The organism is Marinobacter shunpengi (assembly GCF_045449695.1).
Lineage (GTDB): Bacteria > Pseudomonadota > Gammaproteobacteria > Pseudomonadales > Oleiphilaceae > Marinobacter.
Window position 1 is genome coordinate 164,637 of the sequence record NZ_JBJJKZ010000002.1, and the last position, 20,333, is coordinate 184,969.

General features: G+C 61.9%; 17 protein-coding genes. 9 read left to right on the top strand and 8 right to left on the bottom strand.

What is annotated here, in order from left to right:
• Positions 1-127: 127 nt before the first annotated feature.
• From cpdA to ACJO2E_RS01180, 4 genes are all read left to right on the top strand, one after another.
• Positions 128-964, top strand: a complete 837-nt coding sequence (gene cpdA / locus ACJO2E_RS01165) for a 3',5'-cyclic-AMP phosphodiesterase (RefSeq protein WP_406961071.1) — start codon at positions 128-130, stop codon at positions 962-964.
• Between the two features lie 102 nt (positions 965-1,066).
• Positions 1,067-1,669 carry a YqiA/YcfP family alpha/beta fold hydrolase gene (locus ACJO2E_RS01170; protein WP_406961073.1) on the top strand — a complete coding sequence of 201 codons (603 nt, stop codon included), beginning with the start codon at positions 1,067-1,069 and terminating at the stop codon, positions 1,667-1,669.
• Between the two features lie 34 nt (positions 1,670-1,703).
• Complete coding sequence (gene gcvH / locus ACJO2E_RS01175) at positions 1,704-2,093, top strand: glycine cleavage system protein GcvH (RefSeq protein ID WP_406961075.1); 390 nt, start codon at positions 1,704-1,706, stop codon at positions 2,091-2,093.
• 12 nt (positions 2,094-2,105) lie between these two features.
• Positions 2,106-3,302: a class I SAM-dependent rRNA methyltransferase gene (locus tag ACJO2E_RS01180; RefSeq protein ID WP_406961077.1), complete on the top strand. Its 1,197-nt coding sequence runs from the start codon at positions 2,106-2,108 to the stop codon at positions 3,300-3,302.
• 147 nt (positions 3,303-3,449) lie between these two features.
• On the opposite strand, the gene ACJO2E_RS01185 is transcribed toward ACJO2E_RS01180, so the two are convergent.
• Positions 3,450-4,106: a histidinol-phosphatase gene (locus ACJO2E_RS01185; protein WP_406961078.1), complete on the bottom strand. Its 657-nt coding sequence runs from the start codon at positions 4,104-4,106 to the stop codon at positions 3,450-3,452.
• Between the two features lie 197 nt (positions 4,107-4,303).
• On the opposite strand from ACJO2E_RS01185, the gene ACJO2E_RS01190 reads away from it, so the two are divergent.
• From ACJO2E_RS01190 to ACJO2E_RS01200, 3 genes are all read left to right on the top strand, one after another.
• Positions 4,304-4,834 (top strand): RNA pyrophosphohydrolase, encoded by a 531-nt coding sequence (locus ACJO2E_RS01190; RefSeq protein ID WP_406961079.1) that lies wholly within the window; start codon positions 4,304-4,306, stop codon positions 4,832-4,834.
• Positions 4,835-4,850: 16 nt separating this feature from the next.
• A complete protein-coding gene (ptsP, locus tag ACJO2E_RS01195) occupies positions 4,851-7,160 on the top strand; it encodes a phosphoenolpyruvate--protein phosphotransferase (RefSeq protein WP_406961081.1) in 2,310 nt (769 codons plus the stop codon).
• Positions 7,161-7,322: 162 nt separating this feature from the next.
• The gene (locus tag ACJO2E_RS01200) at positions 7,323-8,555 is read left to right on the top strand and encodes a patatin-like phospholipase family protein (RefSeq protein WP_406961083.1); all 1,233 of its coding nucleotides are present in this window, start codon (positions 7,323-7,325) and stop codon (positions 8,553-8,555) included.
• Positions 8,556-8,579: 24 nt separating this feature from the next.
• Here the strand turns inward: ACJO2E_RS01200 and ACJO2E_RS01205 are convergent, their stop codons facing one another.
• From ACJO2E_RS01205 to ACJO2E_RS01230, 6 genes are all read right to left on the bottom strand, one after another.
• Positions 8,580-8,954, bottom strand: coding sequence for a gamma-butyrobetaine hydroxylase family protein (locus ACJO2E_RS01205; protein ID WP_406961085.1), 375 nt, complete (start codon positions 8,952-8,954; stop codon positions 8,580-8,582).
• 57 nt (positions 8,955-9,011) lie between these two features.
• Positions 9,012-10,340 (bottom strand): ATP-dependent protease ATPase subunit HslU, encoded by a 1,329-nt coding sequence (gene hslU / locus ACJO2E_RS01210; RefSeq protein ID WP_406961087.1) that lies wholly within the window; start codon positions 10,338-10,340, stop codon positions 9,012-9,014.
• A 12-nt stretch (positions 10,341-10,352) separates the two neighbouring features.
• Positions 10,353-10,883 (bottom strand): ATP-dependent protease subunit HslV, encoded by a 531-nt coding sequence (gene hslV / locus ACJO2E_RS01215; RefSeq protein WP_406961089.1) that lies wholly within the window; start codon positions 10,881-10,883, stop codon positions 10,353-10,355.
• An 87-nt stretch (positions 10,884-10,970) separates the two neighbouring features.
• Positions 10,971-11,624 carry an SPOR domain-containing protein gene (locus tag ACJO2E_RS01220; RefSeq protein WP_406961091.1) on the bottom strand — a complete coding sequence of 218 codons (654 nt, stop codon included), beginning with the start codon at positions 11,622-11,624 and terminating at the stop codon, positions 10,971-10,973.
• A gap of 18 nt (positions 11,625-11,642) precedes the next feature.
• Positions 11,643-13,331, bottom strand: a complete 1,689-nt coding sequence (argS, locus tag ACJO2E_RS01225) for an arginine--tRNA ligase (RefSeq protein WP_406961093.1) — start codon at positions 13,329-13,331, stop codon at positions 11,643-11,645.
• Positions 13,332-13,454: 123 nt separating this feature from the next.
• Positions 13,455-15,629 (bottom strand): primosomal protein N', encoded by a 2,175-nt coding sequence (locus ACJO2E_RS01230; protein ID WP_406961095.1) that lies wholly within the window; start codon positions 15,627-15,629, stop codon positions 13,455-13,457.
• Between the two features lie 221 nt (positions 15,630-15,850).
• Here ACJO2E_RS01230 and rpmE point away from each other — a divergent pair, with 221 nt between their 5' ends.
• Together rpmE and ACJO2E_RS01240 are read left to right on the top strand one after the other, a co-directional pair.
• Complete coding sequence (rpmE, locus tag ACJO2E_RS01235) at positions 15,851-16,069, top strand: 50S ribosomal protein L31 (RefSeq protein WP_328184518.1); 219 nt, start codon at positions 15,851-15,853, stop codon at positions 16,067-16,069.
• 248 nt (positions 16,070-16,317) lie between these two features.
• Positions 16,318-17,583, top strand: coding sequence for a malic enzyme-like NAD(P)-binding protein (locus tag ACJO2E_RS01240; RefSeq protein ID WP_406961098.1), 1,266 nt, complete (start codon positions 16,318-16,320; stop codon positions 17,581-17,583).
• Between the two features lie 144 nt (positions 17,584-17,727).
• Here the strand turns inward: ACJO2E_RS01240 and ACJO2E_RS01245 are convergent, their stop codons facing one another.
• Positions 17,728-20,235 carry a penicillin-binding protein 1A gene (locus ACJO2E_RS01245; RefSeq protein ID WP_406961100.1) on the bottom strand — a complete coding sequence of 836 codons (2,508 nt, stop codon included), beginning with the start codon at positions 20,233-20,235 and terminating at the stop codon, positions 17,728-17,730.
• Between the last annotated feature and the right edge of the window lie 98 nt (positions 20,236-20,333).

Consider the following 20,333-nt stretch of genomic DNA (forward strand, 5'->3'; position numbering starts at 1 on the left):
TCTCATCCTTTCGGTAAACTATTGTAAAAGGTCCCTCCATATTCCCTCCGACTTGTGACTGATGTTTAAGTTGTGTGCGTAAAATCCGTCTAGTATCTAGACCATTGGTAGACGGATGAATAATGCAATGCCAGCACTTGAGCACAGGTCACCCGTGACGGTCAGTCCCGCCAATGGCCGGGCCGCGCGGGTACTTCAGATTACCGACCCGCATCTGATGGCCGATACGGACGGCACCCTTCTGGGGGTCCGTACCCGTGAGAGCCTGGACGCCGTGGTGCAGTGCGCACGGACCCGGTATGGCCATCCGGACCTGTTGCTGGCGACCGGTGACCTGGCCCAGGACGCCTCCGAGACCGCCTACCAGGAATTTGCCCGCCAGGTGTCCGTGTTTGGCTGCCCGGAGAGCTGGGTGGCCGGGAACCATGATGACAGTGACCTGCTGACCCGGGTTGCCGAGCGCCATAACGCCGCCGGGCGCCATCTGCTGATCGGTCAGTGGCAGGTAATCATGCTGGACTCATCGGTGAAAGGGCAGGTTCACGGCTACCTGGAGCCGGAGGAGCTGGCGTTCCTGGAAGAGGCGCTGGCAGCGTATCCCGGGCGCCCGGCACTGGTCAGTCTTCACCATCACCCGATCGAGATCGGGACCCAGTGGATGAACGCCATCGGTCTGACCAATCGTGATGATTTCTGGCGGGTCATCGACCGCTTCGACAACGTCCGGGCGGTACTCTGGGGGCATATCCACCAGGATCTGGATCTTTACCGTGGCGATGTCCGGCTGCTGGCCACGCCATCCACCTGCATCCAGTTTGAGGCTGGGTCCACCGATTTCTCGGTAGAACGGCTGGCGCCCGGGTTCCGCTGGCTGGATCTGCGCAGCGATGGCACCATCAGGACCGGCGTGGAGCGCGCCACGGATTTCCGCTACGAACTGGACACCGACAGTACCGGCTATTGAACGGGTTCACGTCTGATCTCGCCGGCTCTCCAGGGCCCTCCACAACGCTGGCGGCTCCGGGTAGACTGACCATCCTTGCAGTCAATACATCAGGCATATCCCATGACCTCTCCAGGAAACGGCCCCGTAGTGGTCTATCTCCACGGCTTTAACAGTTCCCCGCAATCCCAGAAGGTCTCGGAGCTTCGCACCCTTTTGCCGGAGCTGGCGCCGGAGGTGGAGCTGGTGGTGCCGGAACTGGGGTTCGACCCGCAGCGGGCGCTGGAACGGGCCGTTGAGGCCGTAGCGTCGGCGGGTAACCGGCCTGTCGGGATTATCGGCAGTTCCATGGGAGGATTCTTTGCCTCTGTGCTGTCTGCCCGTATGGGCATCAGGGCTGCCCTGATCAATCCAGCAGCCTGGCCCCACCGGTTGCTGCAGGATCACCTGGGACCACAGTACAATCCCTATACCGGTGAGCACTACGAGCTGACCGCCGACCATACGTCTACCCTTGAAGCGATGGAACCCGGTGAGCTCGTGGATGGCGAAAAACTGTTCATCCTTGTGCAGACTGCCGACGAGACCCTCGACTACCGGGAAGTCCTGGCCAAGCATCCGGGGGCGAGGACGTGGATCCAGCCCGGTGGCGATCACCGTTTCCAGCGGTTCGAAAGGGTGGTGCCGGCGATTCTGGCGTTCCTGTTCCAGCGCGGTTTCCGGTAAACTGCGGCAAATTCTCCAGCCATGGACAAGTGATATGAGTGAAATACCTGCCGATCTCAAGTACATCGAGACTCACCAGTGGGTCCGGGTGGCGGATGATGGCACGGCGACCGTCGGCATTACCGATTTTGCCCAGGAGCAGCTTGGTGACGTGGTCTACATCGGTCTGCCGGAAGTGGGTGACACCGTGACCGGCGGCGAGGAGGCCGGCGTGGCCGAGTCGGTCAAGTCCGCCTCTGACGTCTTCAGTCCGGTAACGGGTGAGGTGACCGAAATTAATGACACCCTGGAAGACGAGCCGGAAAAGGTCAACGAGGACCCTTATGGCGAAGGTTGGCTGTATCGGGTCAAGCTCGCCGATAAGGGCGAACTTGATGGCCTGATGGATGCGGCCGCCTACGGCGATCTGCTGGCCGATGCGTAAGGTCGGCGCCTGATGGACTTTCCCGTACTTTATCTGCGCAAGGGCGCTGAACGCCGGCTCAGGGCAGGGCACCTCTGGGTCTACAGCAATGAGGTGGACACCCGCCGCTCGCCCCTGGCCGACTTCGAGGCCGGCGGTCAGGCGCAATTGCGAGCGGCCAACGACAAGCCCCTGGGCACGCTGTTTGTGAATCCCCATGCGCTTATCTGCGGCCGTCTGATCAGTCGCAACGCCAACAGCGGCATGACGCCGAAGCGTCTGGCGGATCGCCTGGAGGCTGCCCTCAGGCTGCGTGAAAGGGTATTTCCCGAACCCTGGTACCGCTGGGTGTATGGTGACGGGGATGGCCTGTCGGGACTGGTGATCGACCGGTTCGATGATGTTGTCGTGGTGCAGATTTCCACCGCCGGGATGGAGACCATGAAGGACTCCATCGTGCGGGCCGTCCAGCGGCTGGCGCACCCCAGGGCTATCGTTCTCAAGAACGATGGCAAGATGCGGTCGGTGGAGGGACTGCCATCCTATGTGGAGCAGGTGGACGGCGACCCGGTCGACACCCTGCAGGTACGGGAAAACGGCGTTCGCTTCGAGGTGCCGCTCACCGGCGGCCAGAAGACCGGATGGTTCTACGACCACCGTATGAACCGGGCAAGACTGCAGCAGTACAGCCCCGGTTGCCGGGTGCTGGATGTGTTCAGCTATGCCGGTGGTTGGGGCCTGCAGGCGGCTGCGGGTGGTGCTGAATCGGTGACCTGTGTGGACAGCTCCCGCCAGGCCCTGGATGCGGTCCACCATAACGCCGCCCTGAATGGTTTTGGTGCCGTGGAAACCCTGGAAGGGGACGCCTTTGGCGTACTCAAGGAGCTGTGCGACGAGAAACGGAAATTCGATATCGTGGTGCTGGACCCGCCGGCGCTGATTCCCCGTCGCCGTGACCAGAAGGCGGGTGAGCAGGCCTACGCTCGCCTCAACCAGTTGGCGTTGCGTCTGCTGGAGCGGGACGGGCTACTGATATCCGCCTCCTGTTCCATGCACCTGTCCAGGGACAAGCTGGTGGACATTATCCGGGGCAGTGCCCGGAAGGTGGACCGCTTCGTTCAGCTGCTGGAGCAGGGCTACCAGGGACCGGACCACCCCATGGTGCCGGGCATTCCGGAAACCGACTATCTCAAGGCCTGCTTTGTGCGGTCGTTGACGGAGTTTTTGTAGAGTAACCCCCGAGAGAGGGTTGGGGTGAGGGTGGGGCCGGCAACTCCTCAGCAGGACCTTCTTGCGCCCTACGGGCGCTCCCCCTCACCCTGGCCCTCTCCCTCGTTGGGGAGAGGGGATGTCTACCACCGCCTTGTGGCTCGATCACTAATCCCTTAACGACATCACCGGCCACCCCTGCTCCCTCGCGTACTGCTCCAGTGTCGGATCCGGATCCACCGCCACCGGGTTATCCACCAGTCGCAGAAGCGGCAGGTCGTTATGGCTGTCGCTGTAGAACCAGGCGCCGTCCAGGGTGGTATCGTTATCCTTCAGCCATTGCTGCAGCCGCAGCACCTTGCCGTCCTGGAAGCTGGGTATCCCGGTGATGTCGCCGGTGTAGCGACCGTCGCGGATCTCCGGTTCCGTGGCAATCAGGTGCTCGATGCCCATGGCTTCGGCGATGGGGCCGGTGACGAAACGGTTGGTGGCGGTAATGATCATCAGGGTATGCCCCTGGCTGCGGTGGTGTTCCAGCAGTTTGTCCGCCTTTGCCTGGTAGAGGGGCCTGACCCGGCTGTCCATGAAGGCCTTGCGCCAGGCTGTCACTTCCTCGGGGTCGCGGTCGGCGATGGGTGACAGGGCGAAACGCTGGTAGCGCTGGATATCCAGTTCGCCGTTCAGGTAGTCCTGGTAGAACTGATCGTTCTGTTGCCGGTGGTGTTCGGGGTCGACAAGCTCGGCGTCCACCAGGAATTCCCCCCAGGCGTGGTCGCTGTCGCCCGCCAGCAGCGTGTTGTCCAGGTCAAAGATGGCCAGGGTCAAGGGTTGTCTCCTCAGAAGGTTTTTTCAGGAGCGATTCTAACATGCTGAAAAGAGTGCCGGCTTCGTTTGCCGACCAGTAGGCTTTCTGTAAGAATGGAGCCAATCTGGAATAAAAGTCCCTGAACATCGGGGCTGGGAGTCCGCACAACAGTGACCATGCGGATTTCACGTAACAAACTTTGATACAGGACTGTGCCGTGATTGATTCAGACGGTTTCAGACCCAACGTCGGAATCATTCTGGCCAACCATAAGGGCGAAGTGCTGTGGGCAAGGAGAATCGGACAGGACTCCTGGCAGTTTCCACAAGGTGGCATCAAGCACGATGAATCACCGGAACAGGCTCTCTACCGGGAGCTGGCCGAGGAAATCGGCCTGAGTGCGGATGATGTGGAAATCATCAGCTGCACCCGCGGCTGGCTGCGTTACCGCCTGCCGCGCCGGATGGTGAGGCAGAATTCACGACCCGTTTGCGTTGGTCAGAAACAGAAATGGTTCCTTCTGAGGATGCTTTCCCCGGATGCCTCCGTGCGGGTTGACCGAACGGATTCGCCGGAATTCGATGGCTGGCAATGGGTCAGCTACTGGTACCCGCTGGGCCAGGTGGTGTCGTTCAAGCGGGAAGTATACCGGCGGGCCCTGAGGGAACTGGCTCCCCGGCTTTTCAGTATTGTCGACCAATGGCAGCGGGCCGAAGAAGCGCCGCGCCGGCAGGACCCACAACAATGATGGATTGACGCCCACTATGCTCGGTACCTTGCGAAGTATTGTTCAGGAAGTAAACGGCGCCCGTGATCTGCAGGAGTCGCTGGACATTATCGTTTCGCGGGTACAGGCCGCCATGAACACCGAGGTGTGTTCCGTCTATCTGCTGGATCCGGCGTCCAACCGCTACATCCTGATGGCCACCGAGGGGCTTCACAAGAAGGCCGTGGGCAAGGTCAGCCTGGGCCATTCCGAGGGTCTGGTGGGCCTGGTGGGTTCCCGGGAGGAGCCCATCAACCTGGAAGATGCTCCCTCCCATCCCCGTTACCGCTATTTCCCCGAAACCGGCGAGGAACGCTTCCGGTCATTCCTGGGTGTTCCGATTATCCACCACCGTCGGGTATTGGGCGTTCTGGTGGTCCAGCAGCGGGAAGCGTCCCGGAATTTCGATGAGGGTGAAGAAGCCTTCCTGGTGACCGTGTCGGCACAGCTGGCCGGTGTGATTGCCCACAGCGAAGCCACCGGCGCCATCAGTGGTTTGTCACTGACCGGCGAGGAAGCCCGGGATGTGTCCTTCAACGGTGTGCCGGGGGCGCCGGGCGTCGCTATCGGAACCGGCGTGGTGGTATACCCGCCGGCGGATCTGGACGCCGTGCCGGAAAAAACCACCAACGACCCCGATGGCGAGCTGGCGGCGTTCCAGGACGCGGTAAAGGCCGTCCAGGAGGACATCCAGAAGGTGTCCGAGCGACTGTCCGACAAGCTGCGCCCGGAGGAGCAGGCCCTGTTCGACGTCTACCTGCGGATGCTGGGGGAGAATGCCCTGCCGGGTGAGGTGGCCAACCGGATCCGCAACGACGGCCTCTGGTCCCAGGGCGCCCTGAAACAGGTGGTCAACCAGTACGTCCGTCACTTCGAGATGATGGACGACCACTACCTGCGGGAGAGGGCGGTGGATATCCGGGACCTGGGGCGCCGGATCCTGTCTCACCTGCAGGAAGGCGACAGCCGCGAGGTGGACTACCCCGAACGCACGGTGCTGGTCAGCGAGGAACTGACCCCCGCCATGCTGGGAGAAGTGCCCCGGGGGCGCCTGGTGGGGCTGGTGTCGGTGCGTGGCTCCAGCAACTCCCATGTGGCGATCCTGGCCCGCGCGATGGGGGTGCCCACGGTCATGGGGCTGGTGGATATCCCGGTGAACCAGCTTGATGGCAAGGAGCTGATCGTCGACGGGTTTGAGGGGCAGATATTCGCCTCGCCATCTGCCGAGCTACGCAACTACTACCAGGAAATCTGCGACGAGGAAGACGAGCTTTTCCGAGGGCTTGAGGCCCTGCGGGACAAGCCCTGCGTCACCACCGACGGTCACCGTGTGTCGTTGCTGGTGAACACGGGCCTGATGACTGATGTGGTCCGTTCCCTGAGCCATGGCGCGGAAGGCATTGGTCTGTACCGGACGGAAGTGCCCTTCATGATCAAGGAGCGCTTTCCGTCCGAACAGGAGCAGCGGGAATACTACCGGGAACAGCTTGAGGCCTTCGCCCCCAATCCGGTCACCATGCGCACCCTGGATATCGGCGGCGACAAGGCGCTGAGCTACTTCCCCATCAACGAGGAGAACCCCTTCCTGGGCTGGCGGGGCATCCGGATCAGCCTGGACCACCCGGAGATTTTCCTGGTGCAGGTGCGGGCCATGCTCAAGGCCAGCGAGGGGTTCAACAACCTGCAGATCATGCTCCCCATGATCAGCAATATTTCCGAGGTGGAGGAGTCGCTCCACCTGATCTACCGGGTCTACCACGAGGTCCGGGAGGAAGGCTACCAGATCCATATGCCCCGGGTGGGTGTCATGATCGAGGTGCCGGCGGCGGTGTACCAGGTGCGGGAGCTGGCCGAACGGGTGGATTTCCTGTCCGTGGGCTCCAACGACCTCACCCAGTACCTGCTGGCGGTGGATCGCAACAATCCCCGTGTGGCCCAGCTTTACCATTCTTACCATCCCGCCGTACTGCAGGCCCTGGTGCGGATTGCACAGGATGCCCATTCGGTGGGCAAGCCGGTGACCATCTGTGGTGAGCTTGCCGGCGACCCGGGCGGCGCCCTGCTATTGATGGCCATGGGTTATGACGCCCTGTCCATGAACGCCGCCAGCCTGCCCAAGGTGAAGTCGGTGATCCGCAGCATCAGCCGTGAGTGGGCCGCGCAGTTGCTTGAGGATGTGCTCCTGCTGGACTCACCCCACGTTATCAAGAGTTGTGTGGACCTTGCCTTGCGCAGCGCCGGTTTTGCGCGCTACCTGAGGCCCAGTCGAGCATCGGTGCCGGTGACCACCTATGAGGGTGCCCGCTGACCCGGCACATGGCCTGGTCCGTATGCCCGGAAATTTTTGGGGTGAGTATTCTAATTCCGGTTGGTAATTTGTTGGGTAACTGGACCTGATGCCCGTGTAGCTGGCTGTATTGACCGGGTATACGGCGCATCGTGGCATTTGAGAGTATCAGGGGAGGGCAAGATGACCACTGAACCAACCCAACTGAGGCCGGCACCCCGGATTGGCCTGGCCCTCGGGGGCGGCGGCCCCCTGGGTGGCATCTACGAGATCGGTGCGCTCAGGGCCCTCGATGAGGCCCTGGATGGCCTGGATTTCAATGATCTCGATGTCTACGTCGGGGTCAATGCCGGTGGGTTCGTTGCCGCCAATCTTGCCAACCAGCTTACCACCGCGCAGTTGTGCCGCATCTTTGTCCGGCATGAGGCGGAGGTGCATCCGTTCCACCCGGAAGTGTTCTATCGCCCTGCCTTGCGGGAGATGGGGCGTCGCTTGCGAGCAGTGCCGGGACTGGTGACCAGCGCCGTGTCCCGTTTCCTCCGTAATCCCCATGACCAGAGCTTTCTGGAAGCCATGACCATACTGGCCCAGGCGGCGCCGTCCGGTCTCTTCGATAACTGCGCGCTGGAGGAATACCTGGCCCGGGCGTTTACCACCTCCGGACGGACCAATGATTTCCGCAAACTACGGCGGCGTCTGTTCGTGATTGCGGCGGACGTGGAGACCACGGAAACCGTGTGCTTCGGGGACGAAGGGCTGGATCATATCCCCGTATCCAGGGCCATACAGGCCAGTATGGCGTCGCCGGGCCTGTACACGCCGGTGCAGGTGGAGGGGCGTTATTGTGTGGATGGCACCCTGCGCAAGGGGCTGCATGCGTCTGTGGCCTTTGATCATGGCGCCGACCTGGTGCTGGCTATCAATCCTCAGGTACCCGTCGATGCCAGGGCCGCGGAGGCGGCGGGCACCATGGCGGCGGATGAGCTGACCGGTTCCGGCATGCCCAACCTGCTGGCGCAGATGTTCCGTACCATGGTGCATTCCCGTATCCAGAAGGGCCTGGCCCAGTACGCCAGGGACTACCCGGGCAAGGAAGTAATGCTGTTTGAGCCCACCCGGGACGACGCCACGCTGTTCTTCTCCAGCGTGTTCAGTTTCCGTTCCCGTCGCCAGGTCTGTGAGCACGCCTACCAGATGACCCGCCGTGACCTGTTGCGACGGGCTGATGAGCTGGAGCCGGTGCTGGCCAAACACGGTATCCGGCTGAACCGGAAGGTACTGGAGGACAGTGAGCGGACCATCGGTACCGCCCTCTATGGGGAAACCCTGCCACTCTATGTGGCCAGGAAGCGGAAACAGAGACAGAAAAAGGGCGTGCTGGGCAGTGTCAGCCAGGTGTTCCAGAAAGCCCAATAAGCCAGGCCGGTCTGATACCTGGCCTCAGGAGTGCTCCTGGGGGCCGGCTTCCCGCTGACCACCTTCCTGTTCCAGTCGGTGCAGGTAGCGCTGCCAGTAGTCGTCCTGATGTTCGCCCAGATCCCACAGGTACTCCCAGCTGTACAGGCCGGAGTCATGGCCGTCGCTAAAGGTGAGCTTGAGGGCATAGTTGCCGATCATTTCCGCGCCGGTAACCAGCACTTCCTTCTTGCCGGTCTGCAGGGTACCCGGCCCGGCGCCGTGCCCCCGGACCTCCGCCGACGGCGACCAGACCCGGAGCAGCTCGAAAGGCAGCTCCCACACCTGACCGTCGGCATACACCAGTTGTAGCAGCCTGCTTTGTTTGCGGATGCGGATATCGGTGGGGCGCGTGCTCATTGATGTGTGCTCCTGACAGGGCGGGGCGAAGCCTGATGGCCACGCCCCGCTGCCGGTTTACAGGATGTAGCGGCTGAGGTCTTCGTCCTCGGACAGGTCGCCGAGCTTTTCGTCCACGTACTCCGCGGTCACCTCGAACTCGTTGGTTACCTTGTCTCCGGCGTCAAACGACAGGCTTTCCAGCAGCCGTTCCAGCACCGTGTGCAGGCGACGGGCGCCGATGTTCTCCGTACTCTCGTTGACCTTCCAGGCCACCTCGGCCAGGCGGGTGATGGCGTCGTCGCTGAAGGTGAGCTTGACCCCTTCCGTACCCATCAGGGCCTCGTACTGCTGGATCAGTGACGCGTCCGGCTCCGTCAGTATGCGACGGAAGTCTTCCGGCGACAGGGCCTGCAGTTCCACCCGGATGGGCAGGCGGCCCTGCAGCTCCGGGATCAGGTCCGACGGCTTCGACAGGTGGAAGGCACCGGAGGCGATAAACAGGATGTGATCGGTGCGCACGGAGCCATACTTGGTGCTGACGGTGCTGCCTTCGATCAGCGGCAACAGGTCCCTCTGCACGCCTTCCCGGGAGACGTCGGCGGAGGTGTTCTCCGAACGCTTGGCCACCTTGTCGATCTCGTCCACGAACACGATGCCGTTCTGCTCGACGGATTCAATGGCCTTTTGCTTGATCTCCTCTTCGTTCACCAGCTTGGCGGCTTCCTCTTCCTTCACCTGGCGCATGGCATCCGCCACTTTCATCTTGCGGGTCTTGCGGCGGTCCTGGGAGAGATTGGAGAACATGTTCTGCAACTGGTTGGTCATCTCTTCCATACCCGGGGGTGCCATAATTTCCACGCCGGCGGCGGAATTGCGCAGGTCGATCTCGATTTCCTTGTCGTCCAGCTGGCCTTCCCGCAGCTTCTTGCGGAACAGTTGGCGGGTGGAGGAGTCCTCCCGCGGCTGGCTGTCCTCCTTGAAGTCGCGGGGTGGCGGCAGCAGGGCATCGAGGATGCGTTCCTCGGCGGCATCCAGGGCCTGGTTCTCGTGGCGCTTCATTTCCTTCTCGCGGAGCATCTTGATGGCCATATCCGCCAGGTCGCGGATGATGGACTCCACATCACGGCCCACGTAGCCCACCTCGGTGAACTTGGTGGCTTCAATCTTGAGGAAGGGGGCGTCTGCCAGCTTCGCCAGGCGTCGGGCAATCTCGGTCTTGCCCACACCGGTAGGGCCGATCATCAGGATGTTCTTGGGGGTGATTTCGTCCCGCAGGGTGCTGTCGAGCTGCATACGGCGCCAGCGGTTGCGTAGCGCGATGGCAACGGAGCGCTTGGCTTCTTCCTGGCCAACGATGTGTTTGTTCAGCTCGTGGACAATCTCGCGGGGAGTCATTGCAGACATGGTAGCTCCGGTTCAGTCGTTGGCTGAGAGCACTTCAAGGGTGCGGTTGTGATTGGTATAGATGCAGATATCGGCGGCGATATCCAGGCCCTTCTCGACGATCTCGTGGGCACTCAGTTCGGTATTCTCCAGCAGGGCCGTGGCGGATGCCTGTGCGAAGGGGCCACCGGAGCCAATGGCAATCAGGCCGTGCTCGGGTTCGATGACGTCGCCATTGCCGGTGATGATGAGAGAGGCGGTCTTGTCGGCCACGGCCAGCAGGGCTTCCAGTCGTCGCAGGGCCCGGTCCGTTCGCCAGTCCTTGGCCAGCTCCACCGCCGCCCGGGTGAGGTTGCCCTGATGTTTTTCCAGCTGGGCCTCGAAGCGTTCGAACAGGGTGAAGGCGTCGGCGGTGCCGCCGGCAAATCCGGCCAGTACCTTGCCGTTGTAGAGGCGGCGTACCTTGCGGGCATTGCCTTTCATGACGGTGTTGCCCAGGGAGACCTGGCCATCGCCGCCCATGGCTACCTCGTCGTCACGGCGTACTGAAAGTATCGTTGTCATCGGGGCTCCATATCCTGAAATCGAAGTGATTTCCGAGATATGGAGCCGGCCCACGGGATTTCAAGGCACGGTGTGAAAGCCGGGGTCTCACTCTTTGGGGATTTTCCGTACCAGCGGCTGGATACTGATGGCCACCAGCTTGTCCACGGCGGAATTCATCTGGCTGCGGCTGTCGAACGGGCCCACGTTCACCCGGTACCAGGTAGTACCGTCCTCGATATCAATCCGGGACACCTTGGCGCGAAGGCCCTGGAAGGCGATCTGCGCGCGCTGGCGTTCGGCGTCCTCTGAGCTGCGGAAGGAGCCGGCCTGCACCAGGTAGCGGAAGTCCTGGGTGTCCGGGCTGGGGGTGTACTCGTCCACATTGGGTGGCACCACCTCCGACTCCGGCAACATGTCGTAAAACTTGAACTTGGGCTGCTCCCGGGCGGTATCGTTATTGGTTTCCGGGGCTGGCTCGACGGGCTGGCTCACCGGTGGGCTGGTGTCGCCCCCGGCTGGCGTGCCGCCGTCGGGTTCCAGGGTGTTCAGGTAGAAGATGAAGCCGATAAATCCACCGACCGCCGCCAGTGACAGGATCCAGCGCACAGACAGTCCTCCGCTTTGCTTTCCGGCCCCGACCAGGCGACGGCGCGGGGTGCTCTTGGGTGTGTTTGCCCGGGCGCGGGTCTTCCGGGGGGGCGGTGCACTGTTGACCGCTCCCCTGCCGGACGACTGCTTGCGGGCGTAATCCCTGGCCAATGGGGTATCTCCTGCCGGCTACATTTCTTCCGGGGCGCTGATACCCAGCAGGTCCAGCCCGTTGGCGATCACCTGCCGCACAGCCAGGTACAGGGTCAGGCGGGCGTCGCGCAGGGCGGTATCGTCCACCAGTGCCTTGTGGGCGTTGTAGTAGGTGTGGAACTGGCCCGCCAGATCCCGCAGGTAATGGGTCAGGTGGTGCGGCTCCCGGGTATCGGCGGCGCTGCGGATCAGTTCCGGATATTTCGCCAGCTGGTTGGCGAGCTCCTTTTCCTCGTCCAGGGTCAGCAGACCCAGGTCCCCGGCCACGTCGTTGAAGCCCCGTTCCACACCGTGTTCTTCTGCCAGCTTGCGCAGCACGCTACAGATCCGTGCATGGGCGTACTGAATGTAGTACACCGGGTTCTCGTTGGTCTGGGACCGGGCCAGGTCGATGTCAAAGGTGAGCTGCGAATCCACGCGACGGGCCGCCAGGAAGAAGCGGGTGGCATCCCGGCCCACCTCGTCGATCAGGTCTCGCACGGTGACATAGCTGCCGGCCCGCTTGGAGATTTTTACCTCCTGGCCGGAGCGGGTCACCATCACCATCTGGTGCAACACGTAGTCCGGCCAGCCCTGGGGGATGTCGGCCCGCAGTGCCTGCAGGCCGGCGCGGACCCGGGTGACGGTGGAGTGGTGGTCGGCGCCCTGTTCATTGATCACGGTGCTGAAGCCCCGCTGCCACTTGTCCAGGTGATAGGCCACGTCCGGCAGGAAGTAGGTGTAGCCGCCATCCTTCTTGCGCATGACCCGGTCCTTGTCGTCGCCGAACTCGGTGGTCATCAGCCACATGGCGCCTTCATGTTCGTAGGTGTAGCCATTTTCCTGCAGGCGCTTGACGACGGCCTCCACCTTGCCTTCCTGGTACAGGGACGATTCCAGGAAGTAGACGTCGAACTCCACACCGAACGCCTTCAGGTCCAGGTCCTGTTCCCGGCGCAGGTAGGCCACGGCAAATTCACGGATCGCCTGGGTGTCCTCCGGGTCCGCCTTGCCGGTGACTTCCCGGTCGTCGGCGGTCACGGTTTCGCCCTTCAGGTAAGCCTTGGCCACATCCTTGATGTAGTCGCCCCGATAGCCGTCTTCGGGCCAGGAGGCGTCGTCCGGCCCCAGGCCCCTGACCCGGGCCTGGACGGATTTCGCCAGGTTGTCGATCTGGGCGCCGGCATCGTTGTAATAGAACTCGCGGGTGACGTCGTAGCCGTTGGCTTCCAGCAGGCGGGAGAGGCTGTCACCGATGGCCGCGCCCCGGCCATGGCCCACATGGAGGGGGCCGGTGGGGTTGGCGGAGACGAACTCTACCTGCACTTTCTGGCCCTGGCCGCTGTTGTTACGGCCGAACCGGGCCCCCTGTTCGAGGATATCGCCGGCAATGCTGACGGCGCTCTCGGCGGTCATGAAGAAATTGATGAAACCGGGACCGGCAATCTCCACCTTGGCCACCGCCGGACTCTCGGGCAGGCGAGCCACCAGTGCCTCTGCCAGTTGTCGCGGCGGGCAACCGGCAGCCTTGGCGGCGGCCAGCGCGATATTGCAGGCATAGTCGCCGTGGGCCTTGTCCTTCGTATTGCCAACCTGTGGTGTGAAGGTCTGATCCGCGGGCAGGGTGCCTTCTGACTGAAGGGCGGCCAGTGCTGCGCCGAGAAGTTCGGTGACGGTGTCTTTCATGCTATCCGGTGACCCTTGCTTCGGGAATGTGGTGTGATTGGCCTGGATGCCTTACTGGTTTGAGGGCCGGTATTATCCCGGAAAGGGCGGGGCTTAGCAAAATCCGCAGGTGTTCGTAGGGGACTATCCCGTTTCCAGGGGGTCCACGTCCACCATCCAGCGCAGACTGTTGGGCAGGCGTTGCTGGTCCAGATGGGCACAGAGCCGGGCCAGGATGCGGTTCAGGCTACCCCGGCCAGACGATTGCAGCACCAGTTGTGCCCGATGCCGACCGGCCTTGCGGGCCATTGTCGCGGGCAGGGGGCCCCAGATATCCAGGGTGTCCGAGGGCAGGTCGTTGCGGGCCTGGTCCAGGAAGGTCAGCGCGGCTTCCATGGAGGGGGCTTCCGCCCGCAGGACAGCCATGGCGCGAAAGGGGGGCAGGTTGATCTGCTCCCGTTCGGCCAGCAGTTGGCGGGCCATGGCCAGGTAGTCGCCCTGGGCGATGGTGGTCAACAGTGGATGATCGCTGTGGCAGGTCTGTATCAGTACCTGGCCGGGTTTCTCCCCGCGACCGGCCCGGCCGCTGACCTGCAGCAGTGTCTGGACCATTTGTTCCGGCGCACGGAAATCCACGCTGAACAGGCCGCCATCGGCGTTGACCACCACCACCAGCGTGACATTGGGAAAATCATGGCCCTTGGCCACCATCTGGGTACCCACCAGGATGCAGGGTTCGCCGGAGTTGACCTGCTTCAGGATGGCCTGGATGCTGCCCTTGCGCTGGGTGCTGTCCCGGTCGATGCGCAGTACCGGGACATCCGGAAAGCTGGTGGCCAGCACCTCTTCGGTCTGTTCGGTGCCCTGGCCCACCGGCTGGCAGGCTTCCCCGGCGCATTTGGGGCACTGGCTGAAGGCTGGCTGCTGGTAGTCACAGTGGTGGCAGCGCAGGGCGCGATCCCGGCGATGGTAGGTAAGATGGGTGTCGCAATGGGGGCATTCAGCGATGTGACCACAGTCGAAACACATCAAGACGGGCGCAAAGCCACGCCGGTTGATGTACACCAGCACCTGCTCACCAGCTGCCAGGGTGGCCCGGATATCGTCCATGGCCGGTCGGGACAAGCCCCCGTTCAGTGGCCGGCTGCGGATATCCAGCAGCCTGAGCCGAGGTGGGCGTGCCATCCCGGCGCGTTCGGTAAGGTCCACCTGCAGGTATTTTCCGGTGGCCGCATTCTGCAGCGATTCCAGGGACGGGGTGGCGGACCCAAGGATGATCGGGCAATGGTTCTCCCGGGCCCGGAAGACCGCCAGATCCCTGGCCGAATAGCGGAAACCCTCACCCTGCTTGTAGGAACTGTCATGTTCCTCATCCACCACCATGGCCCGCAACCGGGTAAAGGGCAGCAATACCGCGGAGCGGGTGCCGATCAGGATGACCGGCTCCCCCTCCCGGACCCGGAGCCAGGTCTGCAGGCGCTGCCGGTCGTTAAGGGCTGAATGCCAGACCACGATGCGGTCGCCGAAGTATCGGCGGAACCGGGCCACGGTCTGCGGTGTCAGGTTGATCTCCGGGACCAGTACAAGGGCCTGGCCCCTGTTATCCAGGATGCGTTGCAGGTAGTCCAGGTAGAGTTCTGTCTTGCCGCTGCCGGTAATGCCGTAGAGCAGCGTTGCGGAGAAACCCGTTCCATCCGGCAGGGCATCGGCGGCGACCTGTTGAGCATCGGTCAGGGTGGGGAGCGTTTCGGTAGGTGTGGCAGGTGCCGGTGCAGTTTCCGGTGGTTCGACCTGCCGGAGAAGCCCTTTTTCAACAAGGCTCTTCAGTTGCGGGAGGGTGTAGCCCTGGTCTCGGAGCTGGCTCCAGGCCATGGGATGTGGACACTCCAGGAGGAGTGACAATAGCTGCTTCTGCTTGCGGGCGTTACCTGGCAGGATCTCGGAAGAGGCGTCGTCGGTTGTCGTCCACCAGGTTTCCTCCCCAGCCGGCTCCGCGGGACGCCCCTTGCGGAGGGCGGGGGGCAGGGCCATGAACAGGCACTCCCCCAGGGGGTGCTGATAGTAACCGGATGCCCAGGTAAGCAGGTTCAGGGTCTCGGTGGGCAGTGCAGGCCAGGATTCCAGGGGCTTACCGACCGGCTTGAGGTCAATGCCCGGCGGCGGGGTGACGTCGGTTTCCACGACCAGGCCGATGGCATGACGCTGCCCGAAGGGCACCTGCACCCGTTGTCCGGGGGTAAGGGCCATCTGCTCGGGGACGATGTAGTCAAAGAGGCGCCGGATGGGGCGATTGAGGGCAACGCGTACGGTCTGGGGCACTACGACTCCGGGCGCACATGGCGGTTGTTTCGGGCGTCGCGTATCTTGCGTCAACGGGCATTTGCACGTAAGATGCGCGGTCTGATTCAGACGGGGTTGATTGTGCCCTGTCTTTCCACTGGATTCAAACATGCGGTGCTCGGCATCAAGGTATTGATAATCTTGAAAAATCGATTCATCAATGCGATGACCGGGTGGCGGCATGACCGGAGAGGTTCGCCATGAAAGAAGGTATTCACCCCAAGTATCACGACATTACTGCCAGCTGCAGCTGCGGCAATGTCTTCAAGACCCGGTCCACTTTTGGCCAGGATCTGCAGCTGGATGTCTGCTCCCAGTGCCATCCGTTCTATACCGGCAAGCAGAAGGTTATGGATACCGCTGGCCGTATTGACCGGTTCCAGAAGCGCTTCGGCGGCCGTATCGGTGGCAAGAAGTAAGAAAGGCCAAGTGCCTGCAGCTGGCGGCGCCGTTGGCAGCGCCAGAAAAGCACCCTCCGGGGTGCTTTTTTTATGGCTGGTGTTCTGTGAGCCTGTAGTGGATATTACGGATACCAGGCCTTGTTTGGTGACAGGCTTCAGTCCATAATGGCGCGCTCACATTTGTGGTGACGCCCGGTGTTTCGGCGTCAATACGCGAATGGTCGAAGAGTGTCCCTTATTTAAACGTGACAAACGGAACAGTGGCAATGTCTCAAGATCTGAAAGAAGCAGCCCTTGAATATCACGCCCAGCCGCGGCCGGGTAAGCTGAGTGTTGAAATCACCAAGCCGACCCAGACATCCCGCGACCTGTCTCTGGCGTACAGCCCCGGGGTTGCCGAACCGGTCCGCGAGATCGCGAAGGACCCCGAGAATGCATATAAGTACACTGCCAAGGGCAATCTGGTGGCGGTCATATCCGACGGCTCCGCCATTCTGGGTCTTGGTAATCTCGGCCCGCTGGCCAGCAAGCCGGTAATGGAAGGCAAGGGCGTTCTGTTCAAGCGTTTTGCCGGTATTGACGTGTTTGACATCGAAGTGGACTCGGAAAGCCCGCAGGCGTTCATCGAAACGGTGGAGCGGATTGCCGACACCTTCGGTGGTATCAACCTTGAGGACATCAAGGCGCCAGAGTGCTTTGAGATCGAGCGTGCACTGATCGAAAAGTGCAGTGTCCCCATTTTCCATGACGATCAGCATGGCACCGCCATCGTCACCGCCGCCGGCATGATCAACGCTCTCGAACTGCAGGGCAAGAAGATCGACGAGGCCAAGGTGGTTTGCCTGGGCGCCGGTGCGGCTGCCATTGCCTGCATGAAGTTGCTGGTGAGCTGTGGTGTTCGCTCCGAGAACATCTACATGCTGGATCGCAAGGGTGTTATCCACTCTGGTCGTGACGACCTGAACCAGTACAAGGCGATGTTCGCCAACGATACCGACAAGCGCACCCTGGATGATGCCATCGACGGCGCGGATGTTTTCCTGGGGCTGTCCGGTCCGGACCTGTTTTCTGTCGAGCAGTTGCAGAAGATGGCGCCGAACCCGATCGTATTTGCCTGCTCCAACCCGGATCCCGAGATCAAGCCTGAGCTGGCCCTGGAGGCCCGCAGCGACCTGATCATGGCGACCGGTCGTTCCGACTATCCGAATCAGGTGAACAACGTATTGGGCTTCCCGTTCATTTTCCGTGGAGCGCTGGACGTACGTGCCACCGCCATCAACGAGGAAATGAAGGTGGCTGCGGTTCACGCTATCCGTGAACTGGCGAAGGAGCCGGTGCCGGCTGAAATCTGTCAGGCCTACGGTGTGGACAGCTTTGAGTTTGGCAGGGAGTACATCATTCCCAAGCCGATGGATGTGCGTTTGCTGGATGTAGTGCCCGCGGCGGTAGCCCGCGCGGCCGTGGATTCCGGGGTTGCCCGCAAGGGATATCCGGAACACTATCCGCTGAAGTCCATGGAAGATATTCGCTGATCAGCGGCGAACGAATGAAAAGCCGACGGTGAAGGCCGTCGGTTTTTTTGTGCCTGCAGGAAAGTCGAGAAGGGTTGTAGCTGGCAGGATTGAGGGCCGGATTGCCCGATCGGGAAGGTCCCGATCGGGTCTTTACAAAACCGGTCAGAACAGGTTGCGAGGCAGGTTGGCGTCGTCGCTGTTACCGCTCAAGCCATTGCCGGCGGTCTGTTCCGGCACGTTTTCGGCGCGGAAGATCTCGGTGATGGCGTTGTCCTGTCCCTGGGCGGCGCGGTCACCGGACTCGGGGTCTATCCGGACACGGACAATGCCGCGGGGCCTCTTCATGTTCTTCGAGGGTATGCCTTCCAGCGCTTCGCGCATGTAGTCTACCCAGATGGGGAGTGCGGCGGTGCCGCCGAACTCACGATAGCCGAGGGTTGCGGGCTGATCGAAGCCTACCCAGGTGGTAGTGGCAATCTCGTGGTTGAAGCCGGAGAACCAGGCATCCTTCTGCTCGTTGGTGGTGCCGGTCTTGCCGCCCAGGTCGTCCCTTTCCAGGACCCGGGCACCGGTTCCGGTGCCCCGCTTGATAACATCCTTGAGCATGGAGTGGAGAATATACACGGCTCGCTCATCCGCCAGCCTTTCCGCCACGCGGATGGCGGGGAAACCCACCACCGGTGTGGGGCTGTTCTCTCTGAGCTGGTCGCAGTTGCGATCACAGAGTATGGCCGGAGGCGCTTCGTAAAGTACCTTTCCTTCGCTGTCGCGGATGGTCTGGATCAGGTATGGCTGTACGTCATAGCCGCCATTGGCGATGACGGCAAAGGCCCGGGCCATGTCCATGGGGGTCATTGAGCCGCTTCCCAGAGCCAGGGACAGGTCCCGGTGGAGGTGGTCGGTGGGCAGCTTCAGGCGATCCAGGAATGCCACCGTGTCGTCCACACCCAGATCCTGTAGCAGGCGGATGGAGACCAGGTTGCGGGAGCGGTAGAGGGCTTCCCGCAGTCGTGTTGGTCCGCCGAACTCGCCGCCGGCATTCTCTGGGCGCCAGCCTGGTTCCATGTCATCCCCCCGGTGGACGATGGGGGAGTCGTTGTAGATGGTTGCCGGGGTCATGCCCTGTTCCAGGGCCCTTAGATAAATGAAGGGCTTGAAGGTTGACCCGGGCTGTCGCTGGGCCTGGATGGCCCGGTTGTACTTGTTCTGGTTGAAGCTGTAGCCGCCGGACAGGGCCTGGATGGCTCCGGTTCTGGCTTCCAGCGATACCAGCGCCCCCTGGACATCCGGTATCTGTGACAGTGCCATCGGTACCGGGCCGACGACCGGGGCGGTGCCGTTCTCCAGTGTGCCTTCCTCTATAGTGGGGGCATCGTCGTTGCTGGCCGCCTCTGTGGCGGCTGGGTTAGCTGTTTCCGGTGGCTGGCGGCGGACGTATACGATATCGCCGACGGAGAGCACGTCTGACACCCTGGAGGGTTTGGGGCCCATGGCGTTGGTGCTCCGGAACCGGCGTGCCCAGGCCATGGTGTCAAAGGGGATGAAGCCCTCGCCCAGGTGCCGGGACCACGCCGTTGCCTGGCCGTCCTCGTTGCTGATGTCGGTAATCAGGACCGGGTAGAGGTCTTCAACCCGGGGGTAGGTTTCCAGGATGCTTTGATAGGTGGCTTCGTCCGCCGGAACCTGATTGGTGGTGTCCACCGGTCCCCGGTAGCCATGACGTTGATCATAGGCTTCCAGTCCCCGCTGGAGGGCGGTCGTGGCTGCCGCCTGGTCATCACCGTTTACTGTCAGGGTGACCTGGAAGCCGTCGTTATAGGCGGATTCGCCATAGCGTGCGACCATTTCGGCTCGGGCCATTTCGGCGGCGTAGTCAGCGCTTACTTCGGTCTGTGTGGCGTTATACTTGGCTGTCAGGGGTTGGCTCAGGGCGTCCTGGAATTCGCTGCCCGTGATGTAGCCGAGCTCGCTCATGCGCCCGAGGATCCAGTCCCTGCGCACCTTGGCCCGCTCCGGATTGGCCAGGGGGTTGTAGGCAGAGGGCGCCTTGGGCAGGCCGGCCAGCATGGCCATCTGGGCCAGGTCAAGCTCTTCGACAGGCTTTCCGTAGTAAACCTGGGCTGCCGCCGCCAGGCCGTAGGCCCGGTTGCCCAGATAGATCTTGTTCAGGTACAGCTCAAGGATGGTTTCCTTGTCCAGTTCCTTCTCAATCTGGAAAGATAACAGTATCTCATTGAATTTCCTGGCAAACGTCCGATCCCTGGTCAGGAAGTAGTTGCGCGCCACCTGCATGGTGATGGTGCTGCCGCCTGATTGGATCTCCCCGGTGGAGGCGAGTTCAACCGCTGCACGGCCCAGGCCAATCACATCCACGCCGAAGTGTTCGTAGAAGCGTGAGTCCTCCGCGGCGAGGAAGGCCTGTAGCTGTTTCTCGGGGATTTGGTCGATTGTGACAGGCGTCCTTCTCTTTTCCCCGAATTCTGCTATTAATCTGTCATCTGATGAATAGATCCTGAGTGGTGTCTGAAGGCGGGTATCCAGTAACTGGTGTACCGCCGGCAGGCCAGGGCGGAGATGAAGATAGAATCCGGCAGCGATGAGCATGGCGGAACTGGCCCCAAGAATGGTCAGCCAGATTAAGAAGCGTGATGCTGTAATCAGTCGGGACATTTTTTTCTGACAACTGTTGGATATAAGTCTATCATTTGAGAAATTGCTTTAGGTGTTAAAAGGAGTCAATACTCCTGCAACCTCTCAAAACAACGAGG